Genomic DNA, 19,399 nt, shown 5'->3' with positions numbered 1-19,399 from the left:
GCTGACTACTTTTAAACCGCAGATGAACGCAGATTAACGCAGATGGATCAAGGAAAATTGTCTTTTACGGCTGGAGTGATCGCCCATTCAGCCCTTCAGACTATTTCTATCTGAGTTCATCCGCGTTCATCTGCGGTAAAAAATCATAGAACCAATCGCCCGCTCGAGCGATCGGGAACGGATAGCTTCAGCCTTCTTCGTCTTCACTCCACTCCCCCAACGCTGCCAGGCCATTCATCCTGGCACGATGAGCAAGGATCTTCTGGGCCTTTTCGCGATTGCCCTTGGGATCGGCAGCCCAGGTCTTGAGGGCTTCCTGTTGCAGGGCGCGGCCGTAGGAGAACGACAGCGGCCAGGGCAGATCGCCCATCTTGTTCATCGCATCGAGATGCGTCGTGGCTTCCACATCGCCCTGCCCGCCGGACAGGAACACGATGCCGGCCGTCGCCGCAGGGACCGCATTGAGCAGGCAGTCGATGGTCGCTTCGGCCACTTCCTCGGTGCTGGCCCGGCCGGACGCCTCGGAGCCGGAAATGACCATCGAGGCCTTCAGTATCGTTCCCTCGAGCAGCACGTTCTGCTCGTAGAGCTGGGTGAACAAGGCCTTCAGGGTCGCCTCGGTGACGTCGTAGGAAGTATCCAGGTCGTGGTCACCGTCCATCAGCACCTCCGGCTCGACGATCGGCACGATGCCGGCTTCCTGGCATAGGGCGGCGTAGCGGGCCAGGGCGTGGGCGTTGGCATCCAGGCAGGCGCGCGAGGGAATGTCGTCGCCGATGGTGATCACGGCGCGCCACTTGGCGAACTTCGCGCCCAGCTCGGCGTATTCGGCCAGGCGTTCGCGCAGGCCGTCGAGGCCCTCGGTGACCTTCTCGCCCTCGAAACCGGCCAGCGCCTTGGCGCCTTTGTCGACCTTGATGCCGGGCAGGATGCCGGCCTCTTTCATTACGTCGACCAGGCGCTTGCCGTCAGGCGTGGACTGACGCAGGGTTTCGTCGAAAAGAATCGCACCGGAAATATGCTCACCCAGCCCCGGCGCGGTCAGCAGCATGGACCGGTAGTCGAGGCGAGTCTCCTCGGTCGACTCCACGCCGACGCCGTCGAAACGCTTCTTGATCGTGCCGGTGGATTCATCGATGGCCAGGATGCCCTTGCCGGGCGCCACCATGGCCTGGGCGGTTTCAACGAGCTGTTCGAGTTTGTCGGTCATGTCGGGTCCCTGCTACGCGGTTGGAACGTGAATGAGAAATCAGTCCGCTATTGTAGCCAGCCACGGCGCCGACTTCATCCGGGAATGGAATCTGTCGTCCCGGAAGCTGCGCAGCAGCTATCCGGGACCTCGCACTTCTCGGCTGGCTATGAGTTGGGCCGTGCCGACCCACAAGGTGCGAGGTCCCGGCTCATGGGCCGGGACGACAGGGGGTTGCGGTATTCCTCCTCGCAGTGAATTCGGTGGTTTCTGCTTTTCATTCCACAGTCAGGATTTTCATGGTGTTGGTCCCGCCCATCACGCCCTGCTCGTCGCCCAGGGTCATCAGCACGCGATCGCCGGCCTCGACCAGGCCGGCGCGCCGGGCACGTTCGAGTGCTGCGCGGGCCTGACTGGGCGTGGGCGAGTTCTCGGGCACGAACAGCAGCGGACGCACGTGCTGGAACAGGCGCATTCGGCGCAGGCTGGCGCGATTGGGAGAGAGTGCGATGATCGGCACCGGCGAGCGCACGCGGCTGAGCCACTGAGCGGTCGAGCCCGACTCGGTCAGGGCGATGATGGCTTTCACTGGCAGATTGTGGACCGTGACCATCGTGGCCATCGCAACTGCCTGGTCGATGCGCTCGGCGCGCACGTTGATCTTGCCCATCGGTACGTGCGCCTCGACGTGGCGCTCGGCACCCTTGCACACCCGCCGCATGGCCTCGATTACAGTCACGGGATGACGGCCCACGGCGGTTTCGGCCGAAAGCATGACCGCGTCGGTACCGTCGATTACGGCATTGGCCACATCCAGCACCTCGGCCCGGGTCGGAATGGGTGATTCGACCATCGACTGCATCATCTGGGTGGCGGTGATCACCGGCCGGTTGGCCGCCAGCGAAGCCGAGATGATGCGCTTCTGCAGGCCCGGCAGCTCGGCATCGCCGATTTCCACGCCCAGGTCGCCGCGGGCGACCAGCACGGCATCGGACGCCTCGATGATCGCCTCAAGATTCTCGATCGCCTCGGCACGCTCGATCTTGGCCACCAGGCCGGCATGCCCACCGGCGGCTTCGAGCAGTTCGCGGGCGCGCTGCATGTCCTCGGCCCCGCGCGGGAAGGACACGGCCAGGTAATCGACCTGCCATTCCGCGGCGCGCTCGATATCGCGTGCATCGGCCTCGGAAATGCCCGGCACCGACAGGCCACCGCCGCGCAGGTTCAGACCCTTGCGGTCGGACAGCTTGCCGCTGGTCAGCACCGTGCAGTGAATCGTGTCGCCCTCGACCCGCTCCACCCGCAGGGCCATCAGCCCGTCGTCGAGCAACAACTCGGACCCGGGTTCGACATCATCGACCAGGCCCAGGTAGGCCACACCAACGCCGCTCTCGTCGCCAGCCGGTGGATTCTCGCGCGCCCACAGCGCAAAGGCGTCACCGGCCTTGAGCTGGACCGAGCTTTCCCGAAAGCGGTCGATACGGATCTTCGGCCCAGCCAGGTCAGCCAGCACGGCCACGTCGGTGTCGAGTTCGCGGGCCGCCGCTCGCACCATCTTGATCCGCCGGGCGTGGGTCTCGGCGTCGCCGTGCGAGAAATTGATGCGCACGACATCGCAGCCGGCGGTCAGCAGGCGCTCGAGTACGTCCGGCTCGTCGGTGGCCGGCCCCAGGGTGGCAACGATCTTGGTTCTTCGAGTCATGCTGCCTAGTGTAGCGCTGCTGCTATGACATTCTTATCGTTCTTTCTCACCGGCTCGAGCACTAGCCCGGATCAGTCACTGCACGAGTGATTCTGGAGACATGTCAATCACCCGACTTGCGAAACTTGAGGGTCATGCGGTTCGACTCGCCGATCGCCTCGTACTGGTCCCGCAGGGCTTGGGCGTTCTCCGCATCGTCGGGCACGTTGAGCGACGGGGGCAGCCGCCAGACGACCTCGTCGATGCTCGGCCGATCGTTGGGGTTGCTGTTGATGTCGCTCTCATCGACCAGTTCGAAGCCGGCGGCCTCGGCGCGCTCGACGACGAATGACTTCTTGAGATAGCCGGCACTGCCGTCGGCCCAGTCATCGGGCATGTCATCGCGCGCTTCGTGCTGGACAACGCCGAAGGTACCGCCGGGCTTGAGGACCGCATAGGCATCCGCCAGCGCCTGGTCGAGATAGTCGTCGACGCCGGCGTTCTGGAAACGCGCGAGGTTGTGAAGCAGGCGAATGTAGACCACAACATCGGCCGTCCCGGCAAGCTCCGCCGGCAGCGAGCCCAAGTTGAACGTCGATACCGACGCACAGTCTTCCTCGCACCAGTCCTCAGCTTCTTCGGGGAAGGTCTCCGGCCATTGCCGCATCTGTTCGATGAAATCCTCGCTCCCGAAGGGGAAATGCGGCCACACGTCCAATGCATAATTGGCGCCGATGAGCTGGCCGTCGGATCCGAGATACGGCAGAAGGATGCGCGTGTACCAGCCACCGCCAGGCAGGCCTTCGACCACGGTCATGCCGGGCTCAATGCCGAAGAACTCGAGTGTCTCGCGCGGATGGCGAGCGTCGTAGCGCGCCTTGACCTCTTCGGGCTGGGCCTCGAGTGCCTGATCCAGGCGCTGAGCTGAACGATCCGCAGGGGTGTCCAGGGAATCTTCGGGCGCCTCCGCGGAATCCATCTCGGCGCCAGATTCGGTTGCGGTCTGAGCGGCGGTATCATCCTCACCACCAGAGACATCTTCCGACTCGGAGCGACAGCCGAGCAGCGCGAACATCAATACGAGGGGGATCAGATATTTCATGATCGAATCTCCAGCCAATTGAACCTGCATTATCAACACCTTGGCCGGTAACGGCAACGTACGGGCTCAGGCACTACGCACAATTACCTAGCCTCGGGTCGTTGAGGAGTGCCACCGGCGCTCAAACATTGGTAGGGACAACCGACGTCTACAGGAGCAAAACCGGGATGAGCCAGGAAGAGTACGTACCGCCGAAAGTCTGGAATTGGGAAACGGCCGAAAGCGGCGGTCGCTTCGCCAGGATCAACCGGCCGACCGCCGGCGCCAAGTACGACAGGGCTCTGCCGGTTGGCAAGCATCCGCATCAGCTCTACTCGGTGGCCACGCCCAACGGCGTCAAGGTCACCATGCTGTTCGAGGAGTTACTGGAACGGGGCATCGAGGGTGCCGAGTACGATGCCTGGTTGATCGACATCATCAAGGGCGAGCAGTTTTCATCGGGATTCGTCGCCATCAACCCCAACTCCAAGATCCCGGCCCTGGCCGATCACAGTGTCGATCCGCCGCGGCGGGTATTCGAGTCGGGAAGCATCCTGCTCTACCTGGCCGAGAAGTTCGGGGCCTTCATCCCCGAAGACCCGGCCGGCCGCACGGAAACGCTCAACTGGCTGTTCTGGCAGATGGGCGCATCACCCTTCCTGGGCGGCGGTTTCGGGCACTTCTACAAGTACGCGCCGGTCAAGATCAAGTACGCCATCGATCGTTACACGATGGAGGTCAAGCGCCAGCTCGATGTGCTCGACCGGCAACTGGCCGAGCACGAATACATTGCCGGCGATCACTACACCATTGCCGACATGTCGATCTGGCCCTGGTACGGCTGCCTGGCGCTCGACCGCGTCTACGAAGTGGCCGAGTTCCTGCAGGTACACGAGTACGAAAACGTGCAGCGCTGGGCGAAGGCCATCGACGCGCGTCCCGCCGTCAAGCGCGCCCGCATGGTCAACTCGGTGTTCGGAAAGCCCGAAAACCAGCTGCGCGAACGCCACGACGCCAGCGACTTCGAGCATCGCACCTGGGACAAGATCGGCGATGAGTAATGGTGGCGGCATCGGAGGTCTCGTCATTGGCGTAATGACCGCTGCACTCGTATTGTTGTTGCAGACGCAGGAAATCAGCGCCGAAGAGCTCCCCGAAAGCACAGAATCCCCACCGGGACCAGTCCAGGAACTGTTCAAACGCCTGCCCGACGAGCTCGATGGATGGAACGCCGAGGGCAGGGAAGCTTCGATCGCCGTGCAGATGTTCCCGTTCGCCGGGCGCGAAGATCTGGCCGCTCGATTCAAGCCCGACAGATCCAAGCCCCGGCCCTGCGCCATAGTCCAGGGCGATGCGCTGGAAACCATTGCAGGGCGGGCGCGCGATGCGCAGATCGTCATCATCAATGAAGCGCACGATCAGCCGCTGCATCGGTACGTCATCGAGAAACTGGGGCTGAAGCTATCCGACGAGTTCCAGCTGTTCGGGGCCGAGACCTTTGATCACCGCGCGCTGGAGGAAAAACAACCCGGGAAAGTCTCAGGCGACTTGGGCTTCTATTCCAATGAGCCGATTTTCGGTCGTCAGCTCCACGCACTTGAGGGCGCGGGCTACCGCTTCGTCGCCTACGAGATTCGCGAGCACCAGAAACAACCTGAAGACAGCAGCACGGCCGAGAGAGTGATCACGCGCGAGGAAGCGCAGGCCGAAAACCTGATCGCTGAGGTCCTGAGCGACAACCCCGAGCAGCGCATTCTGGTGCACGTCGGCTACTCCCACGCCCTGGAAGAACCGGTGGACAACTTTGGGCAGCAAATCGAGTGGTTTGCCGCGCGCCTGAAGCGCAAGACCGGAATCGATCCGCTGACGATCTCGCAGACGCACTGTTCCGTGGAATCGGCCACAGCAGAGAACGCAGCCGAGGGATTGCGCATTGTCGACGCGGAGTCTGCGCTTCCGAGTCCTGGAGCCATCGACATCGTGCTCGCCCATCCGCCGCTGCGATTCGAACAGAAACGGCCGGTTTGGCGTTTTGCAACCGGAGATATTGCCATTGCGGTTCCCGACGCCTTTCTGGCCGATGATAAGCGCGTGGTCATCGAAGCACGCTCGCCCGATCAATCCCTCGATGAAGTACCCGTCGAGCGGCTACTGCTGTACCCGGGCGAATCCGCACCCCTTCTACTGCCGCCCGGCCAGTGGCGCCTGACGGCCTGGAACCAGCACGGAATGCAGCACGAACCTATCGACGTAACCACCGAACGCCGAGCGCAGTGAATCGGATATACCTGGCCGGGAAGTGACGCCCCGCACCGGCTATCCTTTGCCCCATGCTAATCGCGTTCAACAAACCACACGGCGTGCTCTGCCAGTTCTCCGGCGAGGGCTTAACCCTGGCCGATTACATCGACGTGCCCGGCGTCTACCCGGCGGGGCGGCTGGACAAGGATTCCGAAGGCCTGCTGCTGCTCACCGACGACGGCAGATTGCAGGCGCGTATCGCCTCGCCCAAGTTCAAGCTGCCCAAGACCTACCAGGTGCTGATTGAGCGTGAGCCCGACGAGGCAGCGCTCGATCAACTACGCCACGGCGTCGAGCTCAACGACGGCCGAACAAGGCCCGCCGACGTGCGCCGCATCCCTGAACCCGAAGGCCTGTGGCCGCGCGATCCGCCCGTGCGCTATCGCAAGAACGTGGTCGACGTGTGGCTGGAAATCGTGTTGCGCGAGGGGCGTAATCGGCAGGTGCGGCGAATGACGGCGGCAGTGGGGCATCCGACGTTGCGATTGATTCGGTGGTCGATTGGGGAGTGGTCGGTGGGCGGCCTGGCGCCGGGGGAGTGGCAGCGGGTGGAGTGACGGGGACAGATGCGTTGCGCTGGCGCTCCACGCATCCTACCGACTACGGATTATCTCGGCGCTCGATCGGGGCCGATTCCGAACAGCGCCTGGAGATGACTTCTTGCAGCTGCTTGGCGAGTTCGCGGGCGGCGGGTTCGGAGCGTTCGAGAATCTCGTCGACGCGGTCGAAGTGCAGCATGCGGATGTCGTCGAGTCCCGGCTTGATGTAGATGTCGGCCGGGTAATCGCGCAGCCGCGCTCGAATGATCGATTGCTGCATGATCTCGAAGCTACTGAACAGCAAGTCGCTGATATCCGGGGCCCCGCCCGAATTGTGCTTCCGCGAGCCGGTCACGTCGATGGCCACGACAATGTCGTGATTACCCACCACATCAACCGGCAGTGGGTTGGAAGCGCCGCCGTCGATCAGCAAGTCTTCGCCCTCGCGCACCGGGGCGAATACGCCGGGCACGGCCATGCTGGCGCGCATGGCCGGCAGCAGTTCACCGGTGTCGATCACCCGGGGCTCGCCGGACCAAAAATCGGTGGCCACGATCGACAAGGGAACGTCGAGGTCGTCGAACGTCCGCGCATCCATGCGCTCGCCGACGAAATCGACGAAGCGATTGGAGTCGAGCAGGCTGCCGTTACCCAGGTCGATCTCGATGAGCTCCCGAAGGCTTGGCGCTACGCTACCGCCGAACAGGCCGGCGAAGGGGTTGAGGGCGGAGCCCCCGAACTCTTGAAACAGCGTCTCCATTTCGTCGGCATCCATGCCGGAGGCGTGCAGGGTGCCGACGATAGCCCCGATGCTCGACCCGGCGACGACACGCGGTTGGATGCCTCTCTCTTCGAACACGCGCAGCATGGCGATATGCGCTAGTCCCGCCGCACCCCCGGAACCCAGTACAAGGGCGACATCCGGTTCGGGACAGACCGCAGCCGGCTCATCGGCTGAGGCCCAGGAACCGGCCACCACAAGGAGCCAGCACAACGTGCCGAGCAGCAAGCGGTGGCCGTACTTCGACACGTCAGTCTTCACTGTCGTCGTAGCGCTCGAACCAGGCCAGGATATTGTCGATCTTGGCGATCAGACGCGATGGCCGGCTGGCGATGCCGTGTGAGGTTTCGGGCAATCGCACCATCACGGTGTCGACCCGCTGCAGCTTGAGCGCCTGGTAGTACTGCTCGGTTTCCGACATCGGCGTGCGGAAGTCGTCCTCGCCGGTGATCAGCAGCGTCGGCGTCGTGACATTGCCGACCAGCGACAGCGGCGAGCGCTTCCAGTAATGCTCGAACTCCTCCCACGGCAGGCCGGGAAACTGGTGTTCGATCTGGGTCGTGTAGATATCGCCGGTCAGGGTCTTGGAAATCCAGTTGATCACCGGCTTGGCCACCGCCGCCGCGCGGAAGCGGTCGGTCAGGCCGATGGCGTAGGCGGCGGCGATGCCGCCGGCCGAACCACCGGTGACGAACAGGCGCTCGGGGTCGACGAAGCCCTGCTCGATCAGCGCATCGACGCCCGACATGTGATCGGCAAAGTCATACTCCGACGAGTACTTGTGTTCCAGCTTCAGGCCGAACTCCTCGCCGTAGGACGAGGAGCCGCGATGGTTGTCGTAGAACACCACGTAGCCTTCCGCCGCATAGCGCTGCATCTCGGCGGAGAAGTGCGGGCCGTAGGCCAGGTGTGGGCCGCCGTGGATCTCCAGGATCACCGGGTAGCGCTTTTCGGGATCGAAGTCGGGCGGCGTCAGGTACCAGCCCTGGATCTCGGTGCCGTCGATCGAAGATTCGTAAACAATCTCGTGGACCTCGCCCAGGCGGCGATGATCGAGCAGGTTGGCATTGAGATCGGTCAGGCGCCGGGCATCACCGCGGCGCGGCTGAACCCAGACGTCGGATGGGCGCTGCGGCGTGCCACGGGTAAAGGCCACCTGCCCGTCATCAGCCACGGAAAAACTGCCGCTGAGATAGGGCCGGCCAATGCTGGTGCCGCTGATGGAATCGACGATGGTCTCGATACGGCCGCGACGATCAATACGCGCGACCTTGCGCTGACCACGGTCGTCATAGCGGAAGTAGATCGTGTCGGAGTCGACCCAGTCCGGATCGCTCATCGACCGATCCAGGTCTTCGCCGAGAACGCTGAGGTTGCCACCATCGGCATCGATGAGAGCCAGGGTCGACACCGAATACTGGCGACCCTGATGATCGTCGCGCTCGAACACGATCTGGCGACCGTCGGGCGAGACTGCCGGGCTGGACTCCACACCCGCAAAATCGGTGAGCTGCTCGATCTCGGCGCTGTCTACATCGACGCGATAGAGATCGCGCTCATTGCGCTCGTACTGCCAGTTGTCCGAACGATTGGCCGAGAACACGAGGCCGCTGCCATCGGGCATCCAGGCCAGGGCACCACCGTGATCGAAATCACCCGTGGTGAGCTGCCGCGCCGCACCGCCGTCGGCACTCACCACGAAGATGTGGCTGAACCCCGGGTCGATGTAGCCGCGCCCGTCGAAGCGATAGACGACGCTGTCGATCAACACCGGATCGGGCGCCCACTCGGCGCCTTCGGGCTTCTTGGGCGCCTCGGCCAGCGAGGGCTTCTCGGCCGGCACACGCATGGTGAAGGCGATGGACTTGCCATCCGGCGACCAGGCGATCGATGAAGGAGATTCGACCAGGTTGGTCACCATGGCCGTGTCGCCGCTGTCCATCCAGCGCACGAAGAGCTGGGTCTTGCCCTTGCCGTCATCGGCCACATAGGCCAGGCGATCGCCCGAAGGCGAGAAACGCGGGGACGAATAACTGTCGCGCCCGGACAGCAGCGGTCGGTGATCACCGCCGTCGCGGTCGACCATCCACAGATTCGAGCGAGTCGAATCGTTCATGATGTCGTTGATGGCACGCACGTAGACCACCTGCTCGCCGTCGGGGGAAATCTGCACCTCGCTGGCGTATTGCAGGTCGAACAAGTCCTCGGAGCGCAAGCGCTGATCTTCGGCAGCGGCCACGCTCATTCCGACCGCAAGCAACAGGATCATCGAGAGAAACGCGCGGTTGAAATGATTGAACTGAAACATCGTTCGAGACTCCTTGGACGGGACCGGACCGGCAGTCTAACCCGAACTCCGCACCTGCTCAGCCCCTGAGCCGCTCAAGCACCGCAATCGTGGAGGCATCGACGGGAGCCCGGGCGGCGTTGGCCAGATACGGCGCCACCTGGTCGCGAACCAGGACCGGCACATCGGCCTGATCGGCATCGCTGAGCGCCACTTCCGGATGCGCCAGCACCACCATCGGCATGGCCCGCTCGGTCACACCCCGCTGCAACAACCAGCGTTCCAGCGCCCCCACCTGCTCACGCACCTGCGGGATCGGGTTGGCCATGGCGTTCCAGCTCGGCCGGCTGCCGCAGCCAGCGCGCCGGGCCAGCGGCCAGTGCTTTTCCTGCGGTCGCACGCGAACATGGCCCGGCGTGTTCTTGACCTCGATCACCCACAAGCCGGTCGGCCCGGCGACGACGAAATCGAGCTCGCGCTCGCCGTTGGTCAGCGTTTCGTCGGGCAGGCGAACGCGGTTGAGCAGCAGGAAATCCGCGGGCAGCTGCGCCAGCCTCTGGAGTACGTTCACCTCCCCCTCTACTCCGGCCAACTGCCCCGCATCGACCGAACTCGTGCCCGGCAGGGCCATAAAGAAGAGCACCAGCGCGCCGATGCCGCCGAGCATGACGGCCAGCGGCAGGCTCAGGCGGGCTGCCGCCAGCACGACCAGGATGGCCACCGGCACGGCGATCGCCAGACGGCGCCGGCGCAGGCGCCGCTGCTCCTGCAGCTCCTGGCGGTGGCGGCTCAGGGGCGGGTAATCGAGAACGAGTCGGGTATCGGCCATGGCGCCAGTTTACCGATGCGAGCGCGATACTTTGTATTCGATTTATCCTGCCCCGGACGCAGACCTGCAATAATTCAGGAGCAAGGCAGGCGGATCATCGATCTGAATGAACCGCCACCAGCCAGAGGATCCACCGAGGAGAATTCCCGTGCAGCAAGAGACACCGCCGGAGAAGGAAGACATCTCAGAGGGCCTGGAACAGGCGCATATCCAGTCTGTCATCGATGCCGTCGAAGCCCAGGACTCCGATCAGCTCAATGAACTGCTCGAGCCCCTGCACGCCGCCGACGTCGCCGACCTGATCGAGCAGATCAGCCAGCCCGAGCGCATGGCGCTGGTCGAGTTGTGGGGCGACGACATCGACGGCGAAGTCCTGTCGGAACTCGACGAATCCGTACGCGAACCGCTACTCGAAGCCATGCCGCCGGAAGTCGTGGCCGAAGCCATCCGCGACCTCGATTCCGACGATGTCGTCGACCTGGTCGAAGACCTGGAAGAAGAACAGCAGGCACGCCTGCTCGAAGCGCTCGAGATCAAGGACCGCATCGGCGTCGAAGGCGCCCTGTCCTACCCGGAGTACTCCGCCGGCCGCCTGATGCAGCGCGAACTGGTCGCGGTTCCGGAAGACTGGAGCGTCGGCCAGGCCATCGACTACATCCGCAACGACGAATCCCTGCCGGGCCAGTTCTACCACGTCATCCTGGTCTCGCCAGCGATGAAACCGGTGGGCTACATCACCCTGGGCCGCTTGCTGTCCTCCCGGCGACACGTACTGCTGACCGAAATCATTGAACCCAGTTTCCGAACGATTAGCGTCACCGATGAAGAGGCCGATGTCGCCTACCTGTTCAATCACTACCACATGATTTCCGCACCAGTGGTCGACGAGCACGGTCGCCTGGCCGGCATGATCACGATCGACGATGCCATGGCCGTACTCGACGAGGAGCACGAGGAGGACATCCTGCGCCTGGCCGGCGTCGACGAAGATTCCAGCCTGGCCGATACCGTCTGGCAGACCACGCGTGCCCGGGCGGTTTGGCTGATGGTCAACCTGGTCACGGCGATTCTTGCCTCGGTCGTTATCGGCTTCTATGCCGACACCATCGACCAGATGGTGGCCCTGGCCGTACTGATGCCGATCGTCGCTTCGATGGGTGGCAACGCCGGTACGCAGACCATGACCGTGGCCGTGCGCGCCATCGCCACGCGCGAACTGACGCGGCGCAATGCGCTTCGCGTCAGCTGGCGCGAAATCAAGGTGGGCGCCATCAACGGCATCGGTTTCGGTATCGTCATGGCCCTGGTGGCCGGCTTATGGTTCGGCATCCCCATGCTCGGCGCCGTGATTGCGCTGGCCATGGCATTCACGCTGGTGGGCGCAGCCCTCGGCGGCATCGTCATTCCGATCGTGCTCGAGCGTTTAAACATCGACCCGGCCCTGGCCTCCGGTCCCTTCGTCACGACGGTGACCGACGTGGTCGGCTTCTTCGCCTTCCTGGGCCTGGCAACGTTAATCCTGCTGTAGCGCTCAGGCGAGATCGAGGCCATGCTTCAGGGACTGAGAAACCGATATGGCGGTGTCTTTATCGCCGGCAGCGAACTACCATCGGAAGCCGCCGCGTTTCGCGATGCGATCGCAACTGCGCTGGCAGCGTGGACGCGGGAGGGACTCAAGCTGGCCTGGCTCGAGATACCGGCTCGCCGGGGCGAGCTGCTGCCCGAGGCCCTGGACCTTGGCTTCACCCTGCACCACTGCCGCAACGAAACCCTGATGCTGGTCCAGCGCCTGGTCGAGGCCGCCTACATTCCGGAGGCCTGCACCCACAGCATCGGCGCCGGCGGTCTGGTGCTGTCCGATGACAATCACATTCTGGTCGTGCTGGAGAAACGCGACCGCGTTGACCGGCCCGAGCACCTCAAGCTGCCCGGCGGCATGCTCGAACGGGGCGAGCACCTGGCCGATGCGGCCATTCGCGAAGTGTTCGAGGAAACCGGGATTCGGACCGAGTTCCACGGACTGGTCGGCATGCGCCATCACCACCGCGGCCAGTTCGGTGCTTCCAACATCTACGCCGTGTGCCGGCTGAAACCGCTTGATTTCGACATTCGCCTCGACGGTGACGAACTGGAAAAGGCCCTGTGGATGCCGGTCGACGAATACCTGGCCCGCAAGGCCACCTCACCGTTCAACCGGCGTGTCGTTGAAGCAGCACTGGCGGCCGATCCGCTCTCGCCCGTCAACCTCGACAACTACATGGGCCACCCGGACGATTACGAGATCTTCATGTCGAACGAGACCGGTGGATAGTCTGGAAGCCAGGTTCAGGCGTCCGGACCGGGAATCTCGATCTCGAACTGAATCGCCTCGCGCTGCTCGGGTGCAAGTCCGTGGCGCTCGAGTAGCGCATCCCAGCGCGGGTCGTCACGAAGCGAATCGAACTCGGGTTTCCAGAACGAGTCGCTGAGGCCGCCGCGGGCGATCCCTTCTAGCCACTCGAACGCCCGGTCGACTTCCCCGGCGTAGCCCGAGAGCATGGCCGCCTTGAAGGGATAGTCCTCAGCCCATTGATCGAGCCATTCGTCGCGTCGGCGCTCGAATACCTCGCGAGGCTCCAGATCAAGGGCGGCCATCGCCAGCCCCAACTCCCCATCGACGTGGGAAACCTCTAACCGAAAGGCCTCGGCGGCCCGCTCGGGATCACTCCGCTGAAGATAGATACGGCCCAGCAGCGCATTCGAGCCATAAGCGTTGGGACTCAGACGAAGCGCCTCCTGCACGGACACCAAGGCCTTGTCGAGGTGACCGGCATCCAGCTGGATCCTGGCCAGGTTGGACCGTGCGTGGTGGTTGAGCGGATCACGCTCGATCACGGTCTGGTAGAGCGCACTCGCCTCCTCCAGCCGCGCCAGTGCATACAGCAACACCAGCGCGTTGGACACCAGGTTCATGTCGGTCGGCGCTTCTTCCAGCGAACGTTCGAAATACGCTGCCGCGCCCGACCAGTCGTTCTCGAACTGCATCGACTTCCAGCCCATCATGCTGTTCGCCTTCGCATGATCCGGATGAGCGCTCAGCACGTTCTCCAACCGCGCCTGCACCTGGGGCAGCGCCGCCTCCCGGGACCTGACGCCGAAACCCGTTTCATTGATGAGAATCACGGCCAGGCCGATTTGCGCCTCGGCGTTGTCGGGATCGATCTCGAGGGCAGCCTCGAAATACTCCCTGGCCTGCTCGAACGACTCCGGCGTGCTCATGTTCGCAAAATGCCTGCCCTTGAGGACCAGCTCGTAGACTTCCGGATCGACCGGAACGACCGTGGGCGTATCGCCCAGCAGCGTGACCTTGAGCTCATCGACGACCGCGGCGGCAATCTCGTCCTGGATGGCGAAGATGTCCTCGAGGGTGCGGTCGTAGGTGTGTGACCACACGTGCGAGTCTTCCCGGGCGTCGATCAACTGCGCCGTGATGCGCACCTGGTTCCCGGCCTTGCGCACCGAGCCTTCCAGGATGTAGGCCACGCCGAGTTCCTCGGCCATTCTCCGGATCGAGACGTCGCGACCCTTGTAGGCGAATGACGAGGAGCGGGAAATCAGCCTCAGGTCCGGAATGCGGGCCAGCAGGTTGAGCAGTTCCTCGGCGATGCCGTCGGCCAGGTACTCCTGGTCGTTGTCCGGCGACATGTCGTCGAAGGCCAGAACGGCCAGGGAATTCTCGCCCCGGGAATCATCTGCGTCTCCGGCGACAGGCTCGGATTCATCTATCTCCCCGGCGGTTTCCGGGGCCTGTGACGCCTGGTCAGCCGTCAACAGATACTTGTCAGCCACGAAATAACCCACCGCCAGCAGAAGCACCACGATGATGACCCGGTCAAGCCTTCGCCCGGTTCTCGGCGCCGCCGAGTGTTCGCGATCGATTTCCTTTTCCCGCTTGACGCCGTCGGGCGTGAGTTCGAAAGCCCAGGCAAAGAACAATGCCAGCGGAAAGCCGAGGACCAGCACCAGGATCACGCCTCGCAGGAAGACATCCGGCACCTCGAAGATCGGCAGGATCGTCTCGGCTACCTGGATGAGCAACCAGGCGACGACGACATACGCCGCTGCCACCCGAAATACATTGCGGCGCTGTAGTTCTTTCCAGAAGCTCATAAAGATAAGATGCGATTAAAGCTGTGCCGAGTTAAGCCGCCGCTTCAAGTCCCCTTCCACGGCACGCCCGAGGTGCAACTGGCATCATACAGATCAGGGGTCAAAAGGCAATTCGGCCTGCTCGTGTCATTCAATCTTCCACTTTGGTGACGAACCGATCCAGGCCTTCGCGGTAACGCTGTCGCGATTCCAGGAAGCCGGTGTTGTGACCGCCCTGGATTTCCAGCAGGCTTCCGCGCTCGCCGGCGATTTCGTGCAGGCGTTTGCCGTGTTCGAAGGGGATGATCTCGTCGTCCTTGCTGTGGACAATCAGTACCGGCAGGTCAGTACGGCGAAGGCTCTCGGCAGTATTGAACTGCAGGCGCGAGAGCAGGCGCACCGGCAGCCACCAGTACAGTTCGGCACCGAGGTCCGGGACCGAGGTAAACGCGGACTCGATGATCAGTCCGGCGGCTTCAACCCGACCGGCAAGCCGGCTTGCCACCGCGCCACCCAGCGATCGTCCGAACAGAATGATGTTCTGTGGTTGAACGCCCTCGGTTTCCGTCAGCCATTGCCAGGCGGCTTGTGCGTCATGATCCAGGCCCGCCTCGGTCGGCTTGCCGCTGGACTGGCCGTAGCCGCGATAGTCAAGGATCAGTACCGACACCGCCAGCTCATGAAAGATCGCGAGGCTATCGAGCCGGTGCGAAATGTTGCCGGCATTGCCATGAAAGAACAGCAGCGTGGCGCGCGGCTTCTCGTGCGGTAGCCACCAGGCATGCAGGCTTTCACCATCTTCGGTCGACAGCGTCACATCGCGGTAGGACAGGCCCATCTGCGCAGGCGTGGCAGCCAGCTCACGCCCCGCAACGTTCGGCAGGAACAGCAGCCGGGGCTGCATGAAGTAAACCAGCAGCACCAGCAGGCCATAGGCGACGAGCAGCGTGATGAGCAGTCGGAGCAGGATGACCGATTCTCGCAAGGGAAGCCCTGATCAATTGTACGCGGGCGGGCCGAGCTTACGCAGTGCTGGCGTCGCTACGCCGCCTGCTCTCGATTGCGCTGCTTCTTGATCCGATCATAGGCATTGCGGATCTCGCGCACCCGTTCCTTGGCGACCGAGCGCATGTTCTCGGGCATGCCATTGCTGGCGAGCTTGTCGGGGTGGTACTTGCTCATCAAGCGGCGGTAGGCCTTCTTGACCTCGGCGTCGCTGGCGGACGATTCGACGCCCAGCACGGCATAGGCATCGTCGAGACTGCCGCCGCTGGTCTGGCCGGCACCACCGCCGCCTCTCAGCATCGCTTCCAGGCGCGCGACATCGGCCTCCGACAAGCCGAGTCCACGGGCCACGCGCATCAGCATGTCGCGCTCGGCGTCGTCGAGAACACCGTCGGCCGCGATTGCCGAGAGCTGAACCTGCAAGAAGAGCTGAAGCAGGGGCTGGTTGCCGCGCGTCACACCGCGCAGGCGGGTCACCTCGCCGTCGAGGTCGAAGTCTTCGGACTTGCCGCGGTTGAAGGAGTCCCGGGCACCCCGGCGCTGTTCCTGCGAAAGCCCGAAGCGCTCGAAGTACTGCTCGGCGACGCGGATTTCGTCACGCGTGACTTTTCCGTCGGCCTTGCACAGCGCACCCATCACGGCAAAGGTCGAGTCGAGGAACTGCTGCTGAATCGCGCCCAGCCCTCGCGACAGAAGAACGCCCAGCATGAAAACGCCGACGCCGTAGCCCAGCGCAGCACCCAGAAACAGGCCGATCAGGCCACCGGCGAAAAGCCCGATCAGGCCGCCAAAGACAATGAATAAAAGCATGCGGCGAATGATACGCGAGTTGCCCGGGACACGACGTCGACGCGGTCAATGTCCGGCAGATTGGAGGAGATACTGTTCCAGCTCGAAGACGTGAGAATCCTCCGCGCCCAGTTCGCGCAGGGCCCGGGCCAGTTTCAGCAGGTAGTCACGATTGCTGCCACTCGGGCCGCGCGAACGCCCGATATGCCGGGCGATTTCGCTCGCATCGGCCGGCCCCAGCCAGGCGGGGTTGTCCTGACCGGCGAAATAGACCGTTCCTGCGACGCTAAGATCGGATTCGCGCAGTCGAATGGAAACCTGCCGGCGTTCATAGCCGTTCTTCTCGCGATGGTCGAGGTGCGCGAACACCTCGCCATCCACGAGATAGGCCATTCCGAGACAGACATGGTCGGGCTCGGGCACCAGGGTCAGAACACGCCCCGGTGCATCGGGCGTGCCGCGGTGGTCGTGCGAACCCTGCCAGAACCGCCGCGCATAGCCCTCGATGCTGGCCACTTCCCGCTGTCGATACGGGAAATCGACCTTGTAGATCAGCGAGCCATAGCCGAAGACCCAGTGGCCGTCTCGCGCTTGTTGTGGTGAATGCGACGATGGATTCATTCGATTCAACTTGAGGCCAACCAATGGCCCAGTCAAGCGACCGGCGATCGCGACGGCCCGGGCACTGGCGCATGCACGACCGTCAGTCGTGGCAGTGTTTCTGCACCAAATACGATTGATTCAGTAAGCGGTGTTCGTTGCATGCCGTCGCGCACGATTGCAGCCGAACAACCGCCAGATGCGTCGATCGACGGGAGAAATTCGATGAACGAGCTGATCTACCACTTCAATGGCTGGGCGCACGTCGGCCTGGGATTTACAGCCATAGCCGGCGGACTGGTTGCCCTGGTCTCGACCAAGGGGTCCCGTATCCACCGACGGGGCGGATGGGTTTTTGCCGGGCTCATGCTGCCGGTCGCATTGACCACGTTGATCATGATGTTCCATGAGTTCCTGCCCCTGGCCATCGTGCTGGCCACGGCCGAGTTCTACCTGGTGCCCGCCGCCCTGCTTTCGATCAACCGGGACATGCGGGGGTTCAAGGCCTGTTCGATCGCACTGGTCGTTCTGGTTTCAATCCTGATGTTGTTCGTGACCTTCCAGTTTGTGCGTTTCAGCCTGCTGCAGGAGCAGGTCTTCATCGGCCCCCTCGTGTTGGCGGCGATGTTCGGTTTCCTGGTGGTTCAGGATCTGCACATGCTCGCTGTTCGTCCCGAGCAACCCAACTACTGGATCAGGCGACACCTGGTGCGGATGATCCTGGCCTTCACCATCGCGTTCATGGCGATCGTACGCATCGGCCTGCCTTTCGGGCTATCACTGGAGGCTTCGGTCATCCTGCCGCTGCTGGTCGCCACCGCCGGCATTCTCTGGGCTTACCGGCGTTTCCCGACCGCCGCCGATACCTCACCGGCTTAAGGGGCCGAACACGAAGGCGTCCATGCAGAGCACCTCGTAGGTCATGCCGCCTTCCAATACGGTGGCCGGCGGTGCGCTGCCGGCGCCGGCGGCCACCACCAGCGGCCAGTAGTGCTCTGGCGTCGGATGGGCGCGGCGGGCATGCGGCGCAAGCTCGAGTGCCGACTTGAGGCGCTCGGTGTCGCCTGCCTCGACCGCCTGGCGAATCCAGCCTGCGAAGGCTTCGGCATACTCGGTATCCTCGGTGCCCCGGAACACCTCGTAGAGGTTATGGGTCAGGCTGCCCGAGCCGATCACCAGAACGCCTTCATCGGCCAGCGGCGACAAGGCGCGGCCGAGCGAAAAAGCCGACTCGCCATCCAGTTCAGCCGGCAGGGAAACCTGCACGACCGGTACCGAAGCGTCCGGCAACAGATGCGTGAGCGGCACCCAGGCGCCGTGGTCGAGTCCGCGTTCCGGGTCGGTTCGCGCTGACCAGCCGGCCTTTTGCAAGCGCTCGACAATCCGCGCGGCCAGATCAGGATGGCCCGGCGCCGGGTATTCCACCTCCTTGAGCGCCGGGTCGAATCCGCGAAAGTCATGAATGGTGGCCGGCTGAGGGCTGGCTGTTACACGGATGCTGTCGGTCATCCAGTGGGGCGAGACGACCACCACCGCCTCGATCGGCGACAACTGCCTGCCGAGCGAGCCCAGCTTTTCGCCGATCACGCCCGGTTGCAGCGCGAAATCCGGCGCACCGTGGGAAATGAACAGGCTGGGCAGGCGTTTCATGATGCGATCTCCGCTATGAATCCCGGGCCGAGGATCAGCCCGGGCTGTTGCAACAAGCGATCAGATCTCGTTAGACCCGCTGATGTAGTCGTCGAGCGAGGCCTTGCCGGCACCGGTGAAAACCAGAGCCACGCTGATAGCGAACAGCGACAGCGCAAACTCGTAGCCGTTGTTGGCCATGAACAGGCCGTTGGACCAGTGCACGGCAAAGATCGCCACCAGCATGGTGATGGCCAGCGCCACGGCAGCCGGTCGGACCAACAGGCCGATGATCAGCGCCAGACCGCCGAAGAACTCGGCACTGCCGGCCAGCACGGCCATCGCCAGGCCGGGCTCGAGCCCGATCGAGGCCATCCAGCCGGCCGTGCCTTCGAGGCCGTTACCGCCGAACCAGCCGAACAGTTTCTGGGAACCGTGGGCGACGAAAATGATGCCGGCAGCCAGGCGCAGGGCCAGCGGACCCCAGCCGGCGTGCGTGGCAAGCAGCTTGTTGAATGTCGTGTTGTTCATGATCTACTCCTTCGGTAATGGGCTTCGGG

Annotated in this window: 18 protein-coding genes; 6 read left to right on the top strand and 12 right to left on the bottom strand. The window is 63.5% G+C overall.

Annotated features, from left to right (window positions below):
* Positions 1-187: 187 nt before the first annotated feature.
* From G4Y73_RS12705 to G4Y73_RS12695, 3 genes are all read right to left on the bottom strand, one after another.
* Positions 188-1,210, bottom strand: a complete 1,023-nt coding sequence (locus tag G4Y73_RS12705) for a class I fructose-bisphosphate aldolase (protein WP_164232128.1) — start codon at positions 1,208-1,210, stop codon at positions 188-190.
* A gap of 256 nt (positions 1,211-1,466) precedes the next feature.
* The gene (gene pyk, locus G4Y73_RS12700; protein WP_164232126.1) at positions 1,467-2,891 is read right to left on the bottom strand and encodes a pyruvate kinase; all 1,425 of its coding nucleotides are present in this window, start codon (positions 2,889-2,891) and stop codon (positions 1,467-1,469) included.
* Positions 2,892-2,994: 103 nt separating this feature from the next.
* Positions 2,995-3,972, bottom strand: coding sequence for a class I SAM-dependent methyltransferase (locus tag G4Y73_RS12695; protein WP_164232124.1), 978 nt, complete (start codon positions 3,970-3,972; stop codon positions 2,995-2,997).
* Between the two features lie 167 nt (positions 3,973-4,139).
* Between G4Y73_RS12695 and yghU the strand changes: the two genes are divergently transcribed.
* The 3 genes from yghU to G4Y73_RS12680 are packed head-to-tail and all read left to right on the top strand — an operon-like array spanning position 4,140 to position 6,809.
* A complete protein-coding gene (gene yghU / locus G4Y73_RS12690; protein ID WP_164232121.1) occupies positions 4,140-5,012 on the top strand; it encodes a glutathione-dependent disulfide-bond oxidoreductase in 873 nt (290 codons plus the stop codon).
* Between the two features lie 34 nt (positions 5,013-5,046).
* The gene (locus tag G4Y73_RS12685) at positions 5,047-6,228 is read left to right on the top strand and encodes a hypothetical protein (RefSeq protein ID WP_164232119.1); all 1,182 of its coding nucleotides are present in this window, start codon (positions 5,047-5,049) and stop codon (positions 6,226-6,228) included.
* A gap of 53 nt (positions 6,229-6,281) precedes the next feature.
* On the top strand, positions 6,282-6,809 hold the full coding sequence (locus G4Y73_RS12680; RefSeq protein WP_164232117.1) for a pseudouridine synthase: 528 nt from the start codon (positions 6,282-6,284) through the stop codon (positions 6,807-6,809).
* A gap of 43 nt (positions 6,810-6,852) precedes the next feature.
* On the opposite strand, the gene G4Y73_RS12675 is transcribed toward G4Y73_RS12680, so the two are convergent.
* The 3 genes from G4Y73_RS12675 to G4Y73_RS12665 are packed head-to-tail and all read right to left on the bottom strand — an operon-like array spanning position 6,853 to position 10,688.
* A complete protein-coding gene (locus G4Y73_RS12675) occupies positions 6,853-7,821 on the bottom strand; it encodes a patatin-like phospholipase family protein (RefSeq protein WP_164232114.1) in 969 nt (322 codons plus the stop codon).
* Position 7,822: 1 nt separating this feature from the next.
* Positions 7,823-9,880, bottom strand: coding sequence for a S9 family peptidase (locus G4Y73_RS12670; protein WP_164232112.1), 2,058 nt, complete (start codon positions 9,878-9,880; stop codon positions 7,823-7,825).
* A gap of 58 nt (positions 9,881-9,938) precedes the next feature.
* Entirely contained in the window at positions 9,939-10,688 is a 750-nt protein-coding gene (locus tag G4Y73_RS12665; RefSeq protein ID WP_164232110.1) for a nuclease-related domain-containing protein, read from the bottom strand.
* Positions 10,689-10,836: 148 nt separating this feature from the next.
* Here G4Y73_RS12665 and mgtE point away from each other — a divergent pair, with 148 nt between their 5' ends.
* Both mgtE and G4Y73_RS12655 read left to right on the top strand, forming a co-directional pair.
* On the top strand, positions 10,837-12,216 hold the full coding sequence (mgtE, locus tag G4Y73_RS12660; RefSeq protein WP_205596637.1) for a magnesium transporter: 1,380 nt from the start codon (positions 10,837-10,839) through the stop codon (positions 12,214-12,216).
* A gap of 21 nt (positions 12,217-12,237) precedes the next feature.
* On the top strand, positions 12,238-12,999 hold the full coding sequence (locus G4Y73_RS12655) for an NUDIX domain-containing protein (protein ID WP_164232105.1): 762 nt from the start codon (positions 12,238-12,240) through the stop codon (positions 12,997-12,999).
* 14 nt (positions 13,000-13,013) lie between these two features.
* On the opposite strand, the gene G4Y73_RS12650 is transcribed toward G4Y73_RS12655, so the two are convergent.
* The 4 genes from G4Y73_RS12650 to G4Y73_RS12635 all read right to left on the bottom strand — a co-directional run bounded on the left by G4Y73_RS12650 (position 13,014) and on the right by G4Y73_RS12635 (position 17,231).
* Positions 13,014-14,837: a tetratricopeptide repeat protein gene (locus G4Y73_RS12650; protein WP_164232103.1), complete on the bottom strand. Its 1,824-nt coding sequence runs from the start codon at positions 14,835-14,837 to the stop codon at positions 13,014-13,016.
* A 130-nt stretch (positions 14,838-14,967) separates the two neighbouring features.
* The gene (locus G4Y73_RS12645; RefSeq protein ID WP_240451342.1) at positions 14,968-15,801 is read right to left on the bottom strand and encodes an alpha/beta hydrolase; all 834 of its coding nucleotides are present in this window, start codon (positions 15,799-15,801) and stop codon (positions 14,968-14,970) included.
* 56 nt (positions 15,802-15,857) lie between these two features.
* Complete coding sequence (gene djlA / locus G4Y73_RS12640) at positions 15,858-16,631, bottom strand: co-chaperone DjlA (protein WP_164232101.1); 774 nt, start codon at positions 16,629-16,631, stop codon at positions 15,858-15,860.
* A gap of 45 nt (positions 16,632-16,676) precedes the next feature.
* Positions 16,677-17,231: a gamma-glutamylcyclotransferase gene (locus G4Y73_RS12635; RefSeq protein WP_164232099.1), complete on the bottom strand. Its 555-nt coding sequence runs from the start codon at positions 17,229-17,231 to the stop codon at positions 16,677-16,679.
* Positions 17,232-17,435: 204 nt separating this feature from the next.
* Here G4Y73_RS12635 and G4Y73_RS12630 point away from each other — a divergent pair, with 204 nt between their 5' ends.
* Positions 17,436-18,089, top strand: a complete 654-nt coding sequence (locus tag G4Y73_RS12630) for a hypothetical protein (RefSeq protein WP_164232097.1) — start codon at positions 17,436-17,438, stop codon at positions 18,087-18,089.
* Here G4Y73_RS12630 and G4Y73_RS12625 read toward each other — a convergent pair.
* Entirely contained in the window at positions 18,078-18,860 is a 783-nt protein-coding gene (locus G4Y73_RS12625; RefSeq protein ID WP_164232095.1) for a class III extradiol ring-cleavage dioxygenase, read from the bottom strand. The two genes, G4Y73_RS12630 and G4Y73_RS12625, sit on opposite strands and share 12 nt — an antisense overlap.
* Before the next feature lie 60 nt (positions 18,861-18,920).
* The gene (locus G4Y73_RS12620) at positions 18,921-19,370 is read right to left on the bottom strand and encodes a DoxX family protein (protein ID WP_164232093.1); all 450 of its coding nucleotides are present in this window, start codon (positions 19,368-19,370) and stop codon (positions 18,921-18,923) included.
* Positions 19,371-19,399 lie beyond the last annotated feature (29 nt).

The sequence above is a fragment of the Wenzhouxiangella sp. XN201 genome (genome assembly GCF_011008905.1).
Lineage (GTDB): Bacteria > Pseudomonadota > Gammaproteobacteria > Xanthomonadales > Wenzhouxiangellaceae > Wenzhouxiangella.
This window is presented reverse-complemented; position numbering and strand designations above follow the sequence as displayed.

Excerpts from the sequence above, each read along its gene's own strand:
- G4Y73_RS12625 (WP_164232095.1), bottom strand. The coding sequence starts at position 18,860 with ATGAAACGCCTGCCCAGCCTGTTCATTTCCCACGGTGCGCCGGATTTC.
- G4Y73_RS12685 (WP_164232119.1), top strand. The coding sequence starts at position 5,047 with ATGACCGCTGCACTCGTATTGTTGTTGCAGACGCAGGAAATCAGCGCC.
- G4Y73_RS12680 (WP_164232117.1), top strand. The coding sequence starts at position 6,282 with ATGCTAATCGCGTTCAACAAACCACACGGCGTGCTCTGCCAGTTCTCC.
- G4Y73_RS12695 (WP_164232124.1), bottom strand. The coding sequence starts at position 3,972 with ATGAAATATCTGATCCCCCTCGTATTGATGTTCGCGCTGCTCGGCTGT.
- G4Y73_RS12650 (WP_164232103.1), bottom strand. The coding sequence starts at position 14,837 with ATGAGCTTCTGGAAAGAACTACAGCGCCGCAATGTATTTCGGGTGGCA.
- G4Y73_RS12665 (WP_164232110.1), bottom strand. The coding sequence starts at position 10,688 with ATGGCCGATACCCGACTCGTTCTCGATTACCCGCCCCTGAGCCGCCAC.
- G4Y73_RS12630 (WP_164232097.1), top strand. The coding sequence starts at position 17,436 with ATGAACGAGCTGATCTACCACTTCAATGGCTGGGCGCACGTCGGCCTG.
- G4Y73_RS12655 (WP_164232105.1), top strand. The coding sequence starts at position 12,238 with ATGCTTCAGGGACTGAGAAACCGATATGGCGGTGTCTTTATCGCCGGC.
- G4Y73_RS12670 (WP_164232112.1), bottom strand. The coding sequence starts at position 9,880 with ATGTTTCAGTTCAATCATTTCAACCGCGCGTTTCTCTCGATGATCCTG.
- pyk (WP_164232126.1), bottom strand. The coding sequence starts at position 2,891 with ATGACTCGAAGAACCAAGATCGTTGCCACCCTGGGGCCGGCCACCGAC.
- G4Y73_RS12705 (WP_164232128.1), bottom strand. The coding sequence starts at position 1,210 with ATGACCGACAAACTCGAACAGCTCGTTGAAACCGCCCAGGCCATGGTG.
- G4Y73_RS12635 (WP_164232099.1), bottom strand. The coding sequence starts at position 17,231 with ATGAATCCATCGTCGCATTCACCACAACAAGCGCGAGACGGCCACTGG.
- yghU (WP_164232121.1), top strand. The coding sequence starts at position 4,140 with ATGAGCCAGGAAGAGTACGTACCGCCGAAAGTCTGGAATTGGGAAACG.
- G4Y73_RS12620 (WP_164232093.1), bottom strand. The coding sequence starts at position 19,370 with ATGAACAACACGACATTCAACAAGCTGCTTGCCACGCACGCCGGCTGG.
- djlA (WP_164232101.1), bottom strand. The coding sequence starts at position 16,631 with ATGCTTTTATTCATTGTCTTTGGCGGCCTGATCGGGCTTTTCGCCGGT.